This window comes from Chondrinema litorale (assembly GCF_026250525.1).
Taxonomy (GTDB): domain Bacteria; phylum Bacteroidota; class Bacteroidia; order Cytophagales; family Flammeovirgaceae; genus Chondrinema; species Chondrinema litorale.
Genome location: NZ_CP111043.1, coordinates 3609303 through 3621184, shown reverse-complemented (window position 1 = coordinate 3621184; position 11882 = coordinate 3609303). Strand labels below are relative to the sequence as shown.

Genomic DNA, 11882 nt, shown 5'->3' with positions numbered 1-11882 from the left:
CTATTTTAATATAACTTTTTATAAACATAATTTTACTAAGAAAAAACATAACAAAACATACCTACTATCAGGTAATTAAATTGCATATCAAACTAACCCAATCTCTAAAAACAGTCCTTTTATCCCTTTGAGGAGCCTCATAATTTCATCCCATGAGTGATGAAATGTTTTGGCAGATTATTGAAAAGAATGGAATTATTATAGGGGCATTTTATGTCATCGTGATTCTGTTTACCTACCAGATGGTGGTGCATCGGGAGAAGCTGACCAAAGCTTTCTTTGCCAACCTTTTTGCTTCTGCCAGATTCTTAAATGAGTTCTCTCTTACCTTCCATATGAGGTATAGAAACAAGATCGAGCAAAGAGTTTCTTCTGTCTATACCTACATGAATATGTTACTCAAACTCACTCCTGTTCGGGTACATATCATGAAGTTTAAATATGTTAGTAGTGAACTAAAAAAGCTGAAAGAAGAAAAAGACAATGCGGCTAAAAGCATCTCCACTACTGCTCTCACATGGCAACATTACCGCTGCTGGATCATACATGAAACTGTCACTGGTTTTAAACCCATCAAACAAGAATGGGATGGTATCAATATCGCTGAGCAAAGCATTGACCTTTTAATCACTCAAACTATTATCAATAACAACTTTGGCGTCTATGTACCTGATGTAGACAAAATGCCAAATGGAGACTTTAAAGAAATTATGCAGCATTATGGAGTTCGAGCTTTTTACTCTAAACTCTTGCACACCAAAGCCGATGTGGTTTACACTATGTTAGTCACCTTTAACCGAGAAAATCCGCTGGAAGATTCTGATATCGCTTTCATTAAAATCTGTGCTGGTAACTGCGAAAGACTCATGTTTAACTAAATGTATTTTTTTAACCTAATTACTATTTATCAATGCAAAAACCACTCAACTGGACTACTGAAAAAAGAAAGATTGCAGACCTTATTCCAACAGAAACAAACCCCAGAAAACTCTCTCTTGAAGGTAGAGAAAGACTCAAAAACAAACTGGAAAAACTGGGTGTATTTGAAATTCCTGCAGTAGATGAAAACAACCAATTGCTCAACTTTAACCAGCGATTAAAAATCCTTTTGGCATTGGGAAAAGGTCAGGAACTCATCGATGTGAGAGTACCAAACAGGCCAATTACACTATCTGAAAGAAAAGAAATCGTTCTCTCCAGTAACCTGCACGAAGGTGAATGGGATATCGAAATATTGGAATCAGATTATGCTGATATCGATTTTGATGCAGTCGGTTTGGAGATGGACAAACTTATGATGGAGTTTGCTCAAGAAAATGATTTTGAGTTGGATACTACTGAAGCAGAAGATGATAATTTTGAGATTCCAGAAAAGATTGAAACCGATATTAAAGAAGGCGATCTGATCCAGATTGGTCCACATCGATTACTTTGTGGAGATAGCACTAATCCAGAAAACTGGAAGAAATTGATGCAAGGAGAACAAGCTGACATGGTATTGATTGATCCACCCTACAATGTAGATTATGAAGGAAAAACAGCCAGAAAGCTCAAAATCCAAAATGACAACATGGACATCAATGCTTTTAATGAGTTTATCTTGGCTGCCTTTAAAGCCATTTATTCAGTGACCAAAAAGGGAGGAGTTTGGTATGTATGGCACTCTGATAATTACGGTGATGTTTTCAGGAATACTTTTAAAAATGTAGGCTTAAAGCTCTCCCAATGTCTGGTATGGGTAAAAGATAATTTTGTACTGGGCAGACAAGATTACCACTGGAAACATGAACCTTGTTTATACGGATGGAAAGGTATGGGACATCAATGGTTTTCTGACCGGACTCAATCCACTGTACTAGAATTTGACAAACCATTGAGAAATGAAGATCACCCAACAATGAAACCTGTTCCTCTCATTGCCTATCAAATCAAAAACTCATCAAAAAAAGGAGGACTCATCTGCGATGGCTTTCTTGGATCAGGCACCACCATAGTTGCTTCCCACCAACTGGACAGACGTTGTTATGGGATGGAACTCAGCCCAGAATTTTGCCAAGTGATTGTGGATAGGATGAAGAGGTTGGAGCCTGAGATTCATGTTGAAATATTTAATCATAATTTCTAATAAAATTAAACTGACTTTTTAAAAGATAAATTCATAGGTGCTTATAATTCAATTCATATTAAATAATTCAATATATTTACTAACAAAAATTTATTATGAATAAGGATAGTTTTGAATTAGATATTAGTTCAGAGGTAAAAAGGTTTGATGAGCATTTAAGTCTAGAAGATAACAATCAAATAATTTTTTCAGGTATTTTTGGAATTGGTAAAACATATTTTTTAAGTAAATTTTTTAAGGAAAAAAAAGATAATTATGAATTGTTTTATTTATCGCCAATTCATTATTCTATATCTCAAAATGAAGACATTATTGAATACATAAAATATGATATAGCTTTTAATCTATTAGAAAAATTAATCGATTTTGAAAAAATAGATTTCAAAAAATCCTTAACTTCCCAAGTTTACATAATTAATAACTTTCAGGATATAGTAGGTAAACTGGCTAAAAACTGGGGGAAAATAGGTAAAAGGCTTTCTAGCGTAATAGAAATTTTAAAAGAATATGAAAAAGCTCATAATGATTTTCAAATAGACGAACAGAAAAAAATAATTGATTTCTTAAAAGAAATCACCTTAACAAAAGGAAGTATCTTTGAAGAAAATGAAATAACGGAGTTGATTTCTGATTTAATCCCAAACTTAAAAAAAGATCCTAAAAAGGAAATTGTTTTAGTCATTGATGATTTAGATAGAATTGACCCTGAACATATTTTTAGAATTTTAAACGTGTTTGCTTGTCATTTATCTTTAGGAGATTCAACTAATAATAAGTTTGGCTTCAATAAGATCATACTAGTTTGTGACATTGAAAATATTAGAAATATTTTTCATTCAAAATATGGTACAAGCACAGATTTCTCAGGTTATATAGATAAGTTTTTTAGCAAAGAAATTTTTTATTTTGATAACAAAAAAGTCATAAATGATACCATTGATAGTATTTTAGAATCCATTAGCTTACCAAATAACTATGATAATTATTTTTCTTTCGTAAAAAAAGGAAGATCAGATTATTCATTATTAAAAGAAATACTACAAGAGTTGATTAATAATAACTTATTAAACTTAAGATCCTTATTGAAGATACATGACCAAGATTATATGCCCAATAGGTATTTCATTAAAATAGATTATAATAAAAAAATTGAAAATTATACGTGTTCAATGATATTTATTTTTGATTTTCTTTCTATTATTTATGGCTCAAAGAAAAACTTAGAGATTGCATTAAAAAGTTTAGCATCAAAAAATCAAATTCGACATGAAACAACAGAAGATGCTTTAAACTTCAAAAACTATGGTGATCTAGTCGAACTAGTAGATATTAAGAGACATAATTTTAGTCTTCATCCTAAACATTTATATCAGAATGTTGAATTGAATATTAAAATAGAGTATCATATAATTAGAAATGGCCATAGTTATGTTACTATAATAGATGGCATTAACCATAAGGAAATTGATATTGTAAATGAATTTAATTTCCCATTTAGAAAGCTGTTATACTTAGCCTTTCAAAACTACATTACATTAGATATAGCTGATAATTAATATTATAATTGCCTATTATGTTAAAAAGAACTTACTATTGTAAAAATTAGAATAGGATGTAAATAGATTTTGCAAAAGAGCGGCTTCACTTGAGTCGCTCTTTTTTATTTTGAAAATCTAACCCATTGATAATTTTTATATTCCGCCAATTAACGAAATTTTCTATAAAAAACACATAAAACGAAATTTTATGTAAGTGGTAGAACTGTCCTATTTCTTGGTATAAGATAGACCTTTATTTGCTTGTTGAAGAGTAGATCAACAAACTAGTCAACTATGCCTTCAAGAAATGTAGATACACTGGAAGCCATCAAAGAGTATGAATTAGGAGGAAAGATTGAACTCTCTGAAAAGCAAATCGCACTCAGAGATCGATATGACATGGCTTTTCATTTAGTGTACACCCACAAACAAATCAGTGTGGCAGCAAGGAAACTACAGGAGCAATTTGGTATCAGCCGCTTTGCAGCCTATAATGACATAGATGCTGCGATGGAATTGTATGGCAATCCCATTACTTCAAGAAAAGAAGCGCTCCGTTTTTTAAATACTGAAAACCAGTCTCGGCTTTTACAGCTCATCGAAACTGAAATCATCAGAAAACGAAAAGCAGGTCAAGACTTTACTGCTGAAGTGGAAACTGCCTCTCGCATCAATGAAAGAATTGCTAGAGTAAATCGTCTACATGAAGATGATCCTGATACTGTGGATCCAACTAAACTGGAACGTACTCAGGTATTTATCATCAACATGGCACCTGAAGCTTTTAACAAGTATGATGAGATCATTGACATTCCTGTAACTGAAGCAAAACTCCCAAATGCCTCGTAAAACTCCTGTATATTATAATCCGCCTCAATTGGCGGTAAAGTACTGCTCCCGTCCCGAGAAAACACTCATCTGGGGACGGGGAACAGGCAAGTCTACAGTCAATGCTGATATTGCTGAAGCTTGTGTACATGAGATGCCTCGTTCTCGAGGTTTTATTGTGGGAGCCAATTACCTTCAGATTTTAACATTGGAGTTACCTCCTATGATTGCTCACTGGGAAAGACAAGGTTATTACCAAAACCTACATTATTTTATTGGTAAAAAGCCTCCTCAGAAATGGCTCAAAAAATGGCCAACTGCCTGGCACATGCCTCAGAAAAATGATTACCTCATCTGGTGGTATAATGGCTCTGTTATCCAGCTCATCAGTTTTGACCGAAAAGACACTGGCTCTCGAGGTGGTAGCTTTGACTGGGGTTTAGGTATTGAAGCAGCTCTCCTACCCAAATCCAGATTAGATAAAGAATTGATCCCTGCTATTAGACCTACTCATTACACATTTAAAAAAAGTAGGTACAGCAAGTCTTTAACTTTTACCAGTACCATGCCTTTTACCCAAGCTGGTAATTGGCTATTTAAAGCCGAAGTAGAACAGGAATCTGAAACCATTGCTATTCTGGGTGAAGGTTTGTACAAGGATTACATAGAAATCAAAAAAGTCAATCCAGCAAACAGAAATCAAACACAGAATAAAATAGTAGCTCGAGTCAAAAGAAAATTATTGGCTGCAAAAGCAAAAAGAAAAGTCTTGTATCTGGAGGCTACTGCTAGAGAAAACCTGCATATTCTGGGTGAAGATTACTTTGATACCCAAAGAAGAACGCTCTCTCCACTGGTATATAAAGTGGAAATATTAAATCACAAAGTAACCATCATCCCCAATTCTTTTTATCCTCGATTTAAAGAAAGCGTCCATGTTTATTTTGAAAGTTACTCCTACAAACATTTAGATAGTCTGGGCTTTAATACCAAAGATTTTAAAAATGACTGTCGAAATGATGAAGACTTAGTCAATGGTGTGCCTCTCCAGATTAGCCTAGACTTTAATAGTGATATTTATAGTTTGATTGTTTTTCAATACCTTAAATCTGTCAACAAGGTGAGAATCCTAAAAAACTTCTATGCCAAAGATGGAGAAGGGCTGGAAGAACTCATGGAGCGTTTTTGTAATTACTATGCTGTCCACAATAACCAATTTGTAAAAGTATGGGGAGATAGAAATGGCTATTTTGAAAGGGATAATTCCAGAAATACTTATTACAATGAAGTACTCAATGGATTAGGTAAAAACAGGTGGGTTTCTGAACTCTGTGCTCCTGCCCACAACATTGAGCATGGATTGCGATTTATTATGGTCAATAGAATGTTTGCAGGAATAGATAGATTTCTTCCTCAAGTAGAAATCAATGGCAATAACTGCAAGGAGCTGGTCATCTCCATTAAAGCTACTCCAGCTAAAAAAACAGATGTGGGAATCCAGAAAGACAAGTCCAGTGAAAGGGATCCAAACATTCTGGCAGAACATGCTTCCCACTTTTCTGATACGCTAGATTATGCCCTATTTCAATTCTTTGATTCTGCTGAAATTAGTGACCACACTAGTTTTTCTTTTGGATCACTTTGATAAGTCTATGAATACACAAATTAGTAACTGGTTCAATGGCAATCAGAATTATAAAGAAGGAGTTGCTTTGTTTGAGCAATTTGGTCATAACCCTGTCATGTTAAGGCAATTCATGAATGGCAGAGCCATCAACATGAAAGTATATCTGCAAACTGAGCTCAAAAAACTGCTCAAAACTTCTAATCGATATGAAGCAAAAAGGCAGACCAGAAAAAAAGCACTGCAGAAACAGGCTATTCAACATCAAGAAAAAACAGAAAGACCATCTCATAAACACCTTTCAGAATATCAGCTTGTTGAAAAATATCGCAAGGATCAGTTTGTCAAATTTGCTCAGCTCAGAAACACACTTACTGATTTAAAAACTGATGAAGAAAGAGCTACCATCATTGATCAAATTGACTCACTGGCTACTGAGAATAGACAGCTTTGGCTATCTCTTGATTATTTTGATAAACATGGTAAATGGAAAAATGACCAAAACCCAATAGAAGAATTTAACCGATCAGCAGAACCAGGTAATCAAAATACTGAAGAGTTATCTGAAGAAGCAAATAATGATATTATTGAAGCTTCAGATGATACCTCCCATGAACTTAAAAAAGCTACAGAAGATAGCCAACCTATAGAAAATAGTAGTAACCAGGCTGAAGTTTTAGCTGCCAAAGCTGAGTGGGATAATCTAAGAAGAAGAATATCCAGAGCTGAAAAAGCACTGGAAAAACTCAAAGCTACTCTAGGAGAGCAATCAAGCAAAACCATCAAAAAGCAGAAAGATCTTTTTGAAATGTATGCTGAAAAAGATCAGCTTTTTAAAATCTTAGGCAAGTAATTACCATGAGCCAGCCTGTTATTAATCTATCAAAATCGTCTTTAAAAATCTCTGATAACCTTTTGGGAGGACTAGTCAATTCCATTAAAATAGTCTTACCTGAAGAAGTGGATTCCTTTCCTGAAGTAGACGGGATCCAACTCAGTGGAGTGATCACTTTTAAAGAGGATGGTGGGTATAGAGACTGGTATCATACTTCTAAAACAGGCATTGTTGAAAGCGAGGTCACTGGCTCTCAAGGTGGACAGGTATTTAAAAACCGGATTGCTTTTACTGTTCCTTCCAATCAACCTGAAGTATTGCTCAATGTGATGAGCATGCTCAACAGAAGGGTAATTGCTATTGGCAAAGATACACTTGGCAGATATCGGGTGGTTGGCTCTCCTACTCGACCTGCTATTGTAAGAAGTACCACCAAGTCTGGTAAAAACAGGTCTGATCGTGCTGGTTCTGACTTTGTCATTGAATGTTATGCATCTCTGCCTGCATTGGTTTATACTGATGGCAATCCCATCAATTATGATCCAGGAACTGGTGAACCCATTGTAAGAGACATCTTACCATTAAGCAATGGTTTGTACTTTGATACCAACAGCCAAACTGGAAAACTGGGTGGCTCACTCATCGAAAACACTTTCATCTACGTACAGCCTGAATACACTTTTGAAATCTCTAATCGAAATGAAGGTTATGTGCCTCCTACTCTAAAACACCGAGAAGGTTTTATTGTAAAAGATGATGGCGCTTATATGTACTCCACCAATGCACATGGAACCAGTGCCCTATACTTTTACGATCAAGTTTTAGAGTTTAAAACTGGTCCAGGTGGCACTTTAAAATATGATGATCCGCATCCTTATGGACATGATCCACTCGACATTTTCATTCTGGGTTCTTATGTAGCTCCAGTTCAATGGGTGAAAGATTATGTGGCCATCAAACTGGAAGATACCATGGGTACTTTCATTCCTAACTCTGTCATTTTTGCTTATGCTGATGGCAAAGCAATGGGTGATGGACAGCTTACTTACGATCATCTTAGAAGCAGGTTAGCTATTGGTAAATCCTATCCGGATTATACCTTAGATGTGATTGTTGATACCAATCATGATGGAATTGTTATTACCAGAATCGATACTGATGGAGATCCTATTAATGCCCAACAGGTAAGAATCTTTTCTTCATTTGCTACTGGTGGATATATCGAGCTGTTTGATCAAAATGAAAATGAGTTAATCAGGCTAGCTGGTGGAGAAAATAACTACATCGGCAATCAGATTTCAATCAATCAGGTAAATGCTGCCGAGCAGGCTTTGGATGTATTGGGAGCTGTAAGAATAAGAACTGATGCAGATTATTTAACTGGCTCTCCTGTAGATGCTTTTGATTTAATTTCTAAGGATTATGATGGTGATGGATCAGCTAGTCCGGTGTTCATCACTGAAGATCTAGTAGAAATTGATCTTAGAAAAATCTATGATTTTACCAATCGTACTTTCTCTCCTGGTTCAATCATCTTTGCGGATGTTGATGGTAGTTTAATTGATGGAAATATTTTTGTTTTAGATGATCATTCAATTTCTATCAATTCATCTACAGATCAAGATGCACATTTATATATTAATCAAGCAGGAGGATTAGATGGCAAGAAAGCATTAGTTATTACTGGGAGTACGGCAGGTAATTCTAAGAACTTAATAGAAATCTATTCTAATACAGATTTAATCTATTCCTTTAGTCGAACTGGTAGTTTAAATGGCAATATTTCTGTTGCTAAAAAACTTGGCCTACCTACAGAAAATAGTGTTTACAGAATTGCTGTTAAAGGAGCTCCTACTTTTATAGATGATTCTTTATTTGAATTTGCTAGTGGTTCTTTAGGAGGTGGAACTTCAGTTCAGTGTGCATTAAAATTTAATTATCTAGGACAATACTATTCTGGTGCTATTACCAGAACTTCTTATCAATATAATAATACTCCTGTTTTTGAAACCAACATTGAAAATGGTGCAGACTTAGAAAAATTAGGCTTTGTAGAAAAAGTCCATAATGATGTTGATGGACTAGCTCTATTTGGCATAAAACGTAAAACTGGATATGAAATTTATGCTATCGATACACCTACTAATGGGGTAGAAAATGGATTTATACTTTATGCTGCTGATTATGATGGTGATGGTACAGCCAGTCCAAGTTTTTTAACTGAGGATGGAATTGAAATTGACTTAAGAGAATTAGATAACTACATTAAGAAATCCTACTCTCCTAATGTCATTCCTTATGCAGATGTAGATGGGAAAATGACTGAAAATAGCAAAGTCAATTTTGTCTATATTGAACCTGGTAAATATCGGGTTGAGAGTGCTTGGTATACTACTGGATATCCAAATAAAGGAATCACCTTCGATGCAGCTAATAAAACTGGGCTATTTACTGAAATAGATATTTCAAATCCTTTCGTTACACAACCTAGAATTGAGTCTAGAATTTCCTTTAATCAAGGTCAAATCAAATTTGGTCGATATGGCACTGTCACTACTGACCCTGAAAGATATTGGAGTGATTCACTAATTGCTTCCATGAAATCATTTAATACTGCAGGTTCACAAGCTCATAAATTTGGGATGATATTTCATAACGTTGACGGTTATTTTCATAGAACAGATAATGGCCTTGAAATTCACTTTTCTACTGCAGAAGCAACTGACACTTTAGATAATATTGGAAGGGAAACAATGGCTTATAAGCTTGCTAGAAATGGTGCTTATTTCAGAACTTTTTTAACTCCTGAAGCAGCGAACTATGCCGATACAGTTCTATTCTATACAGCTGATCATGATAGTGATGGATCAGCAAGCCCTTATTTTAGAACTGAAGATGGGATAATTCTTGATCTTAGAAGTTTGCACGAATCCGTCAACAACTTCACTCCTGGTTCTCTTCTTTTTGCTGATGTAGATGGAACACTCTCTGAAGATACAACACTCTTTTACAATGCAAATGATCAAATCCTCTCTATTGGACATTCGGGAACTGATGTCATTAGAAGAGCTGGTTTACAAATTTTTTATTCTGATAGTAGTTATGGCACTTCAAGACAACTGGAGCAAGCAGCCTTGTATATTCAAAATGATTATACAAATAGTGGGGATCATACGCTAATCGCTTCTGCTACTGGTTACAGTCCTTCAGGTAGTTTTGTTGTGTATGAAAATGCCAATGGAATTTTTGTCGCCTCCCATACGAACTCTCGAACTATTAGCTTGGGTAGAGAAAACAGCAACTTGGTAACTGTCACAAATACAGGTTCATTTCAAGGTGTCAGCTTAGCTAAAACTGCTTATTTGGGTGATGCTTCTGTTACAAAAGGTCGAGTAGTAGTCAATAGAAATGGAGCTTATCTATATGTAGGTTGGGAAAACTCAAATCACCAAGCAGGTATTTTTATCAATCATTGGGCAAATGACAAAGCTCAATTGGTTCTACAAACCTCTTTAGAACCCAATTACATTGATAATAATACCATCCAAGTCTGGTCACAAGATTACGATGAAACTGGCGATAATGCTTGCTTTCATACCAAAACCGAAGACAATAAAATCATCAAACTCTATCAACTCTCTGCTATCGATGATGCCAATGGCACTAATAATACAACTGTTTTACAAGCACTTTTAGATGGATTAAGAAGTCTTGGCTTTGTTGCTGCAACCTAAATTTTAATATAATATGAGTCTTTTATCAATTGAATTTTACAACAGTGGAGGCACTGTAAAAACAATGGAATGGGGTGTGACTAGAAAAGACATGATGGTCATCAACCCAGCTGCTGTCAATGTTACTTTTCGCTGTACTATGGTTGTCACTGTAGATGGAGAAAAACTCACTACAGATAAACAGGAAGATTTAATGGTCACTAACTCCATGCAAGTGCCAGTAGTGAATACTTCCCTTGAACCTGTGATGGTGGATAATCCTGACTTTGATGAGTCTAAAGAAGTAGCTGAAGACAATCCAGTTCAAATCCAGAAAACAATTGGAGAGTGGGATATGTGGCTAGATGAATTCTATTACAACACTCCTAGAATCTCTTTGCAAGAAGCCATCACCAATGCCATTAAAAGGAAACTGGTACAGAAATATGCTGCCTCATTCCCTGAACTACAAGATTTTGTTTACATCCAAAGAAGTTAATCATGCAAGAAAAAGAATTTACAATCGCAGAAATTGAAGCCCTCAATGAAGGCTTAAACATGGTCATTGACCACGAATTTGAAAACTTTAAACTCTCTTTTAGAATCGGCAATCTGGCTAGCAATGTCAGCCAAGTCATTAAAAGAGTGGAAGCTGAAAAAGGAAAAATCTATCAAAAGTTTGGAGAAAAAACCAAAGAGGGTCACATTTCTATTCAGTTCTCCTCTCCTAACTATCCCAAATTTGAAGAAGCTTTAAAAGCAGTCATGGAAGAAAAAATCAAACTGCAAGTTCCGGAGCTCCAAGCATCTTTATTTGAAAAGGAAAAAATCAAACCCAAATTCTTTAAACTCTGTAAGGAGCTCATCATCAATGATTTCAACTCATGATTCATTTATACCATGCCCTCGATCAGCTCAAAGTTCCTGGACAAGATGGCAAACAGCCAGAGTTTTCTATCGAGTTTGTGGTGGCTCAAGGTGAAAAAAAAGGTCAGCTTAGGTTCATTGATAAAGCTGTGGTCAATCACTTTTCTAAGGGCAAAACCATTGAAAAACTCCAGAATCCTGAATCTAAAAGTAAAGCCACTTACAACCATAAAGATTCTGGAGTGATTGCCATTCGAGTACTTGCTAGCCAGAAGTATCCAGCTGGTCAAATCTTGACCCCAAAAAAGCTTTTTATCACTAAAATCAATGGATTAAAAACCTTTATCTAAAT

10 protein-coding genes are annotated in these 11882 nt (G+C 35.2%); all 10 read left to right on the top strand.

Translation table 11 applies throughout. The annotated features are described in order from the left end of the window. Nucleotides 1-152: 152 nt before the first annotated feature. A complete protein-coding gene (locus tag OQ292_RS14915) occupies nucleotides 153-878 on the top strand; it encodes a hypothetical protein (protein ID WP_284682939.1) in 726 nt (241 codons plus the stop codon). Between the two features lie 32 nt (nucleotides 879-910). After that, the gene (locus OQ292_RS14910; RefSeq protein ID WP_284682938.1) at nucleotides 911-2125 is read left to right on the top strand and encodes a DNA modification methylase; all 1215 of its coding nucleotides are present in this window, start codon (nucleotides 911-913) and stop codon (nucleotides 2123-2125) included. Nucleotides 2126-2220: 95 nt separating this feature from the next. Further along, nucleotides 2221-3681: a P-loop NTPase fold protein gene (locus tag OQ292_RS14905; protein WP_284682937.1), complete on the top strand. Its 1461-nt coding sequence runs from the start codon at nucleotides 2221-2223 to the stop codon at nucleotides 3679-3681. Nucleotides 3682-3957: 276 nt separating this feature from the next. Further along, nucleotides 3958-4512 (top strand): hypothetical protein, encoded by a 555-nt coding sequence (locus tag OQ292_RS14900; RefSeq protein WP_284682936.1) that lies wholly within the window; start codon nucleotides 3958-3960, stop codon nucleotides 4510-4512. Continuing rightward, nucleotides 4502-6136: a hypothetical protein gene (locus OQ292_RS14895; protein WP_284682935.1), complete on the top strand. Its 1635-nt coding sequence runs from the start codon at nucleotides 4502-4504 to the stop codon at nucleotides 6134-6136. The genes OQ292_RS14900 and OQ292_RS14895 overlap by 11 nt, the downstream gene beginning before the upstream one ends. Before the next feature lie 7 nt (nucleotides 6137-6143). Then, nucleotides 6144-6968, top strand: coding sequence for a hypothetical protein (locus OQ292_RS14890; RefSeq protein WP_284682934.1), 825 nt, complete (start codon nucleotides 6144-6146; stop codon nucleotides 6966-6968). A gap of 5 nt (nucleotides 6969-6973) precedes the next feature. Further along, nucleotides 6974-10684: a hypothetical protein gene (locus OQ292_RS14885; RefSeq protein WP_284682933.1), complete on the top strand. Its 3711-nt coding sequence runs from the start codon at nucleotides 6974-6976 to the stop codon at nucleotides 10682-10684. Between the two features lie 13 nt (nucleotides 10685-10697). Further along, nucleotides 10698-11162 (top strand): hypothetical protein, encoded by a 465-nt coding sequence (locus OQ292_RS14880; RefSeq protein WP_284682932.1) that lies wholly within the window; start codon nucleotides 10698-10700, stop codon nucleotides 11160-11162. Nucleotides 11163-11164: 2 nt separating this feature from the next. Further along, nucleotides 11165-11551 (top strand): hypothetical protein, encoded by a 387-nt coding sequence (locus OQ292_RS14875; RefSeq protein WP_284682931.1) that lies wholly within the window; start codon nucleotides 11165-11167, stop codon nucleotides 11549-11551. Then, complete coding sequence (locus OQ292_RS14870; RefSeq protein ID WP_284682930.1) at nucleotides 11548-11880, top strand: hypothetical protein; 333 nt, start codon at nucleotides 11548-11550, stop codon at nucleotides 11878-11880. The genes OQ292_RS14875 and OQ292_RS14870 overlap by 4 nt, the downstream gene beginning before the upstream one ends. The last annotated feature ends 2 nt before the right edge of the window (nucleotides 11881-11882 follow it).

Coding starts and splice junctions, on each gene's coding strand:
- OQ292_RS14870 (WP_284682930.1), top strand. CDS start 11,548: ATGATTCATTTATACCATGCCCTCGATCAGCTCAAAGTTCCTGGACAA.
- OQ292_RS14915 (WP_284682939.1), top strand. CDS start 153: ATGAGTGATGAAATGTTTTGGCAGATTATTGAAAAGAATGGAATTATT.
- OQ292_RS14890 (WP_284682934.1), top strand. CDS start 6,144: ATGAATACACAAATTAGTAACTGGTTCAATGGCAATCAGAATTATAAA.
- OQ292_RS14875 (WP_284682931.1), top strand. CDS start 11,165: ATGCAAGAAAAAGAATTTACAATCGCAGAAATTGAAGCCCTCAATGAA.
- OQ292_RS14880 (WP_284682932.1), top strand. CDS start 10,698: ATGAGTCTTTTATCAATTGAATTTTACAACAGTGGAGGCACTGTAAAA.
- OQ292_RS14910 (WP_284682938.1), top strand. CDS start 911: ATGCAAAAACCACTCAACTGGACTACTGAAAAAAGAAAGATTGCAGAC.
- OQ292_RS14900 (WP_284682936.1), top strand. CDS start 3,958: ATGCCTTCAAGAAATGTAGATACACTGGAAGCCATCAAAGAGTATGAA.
- OQ292_RS14905 (WP_284682937.1), top strand. CDS start 2,221: ATGAATAAGGATAGTTTTGAATTAGATATTAGTTCAGAGGTAAAAAGG.
- OQ292_RS14885 (WP_284682933.1), top strand. CDS start 6,974: ATGAGCCAGCCTGTTATTAATCTATCAAAATCGTCTTTAAAAATCTCT.
- OQ292_RS14895 (WP_284682935.1), top strand. CDS start 4,502: ATGCCTCGTAAAACTCCTGTATATTATAATCCGCCTCAATTGGCGGTA.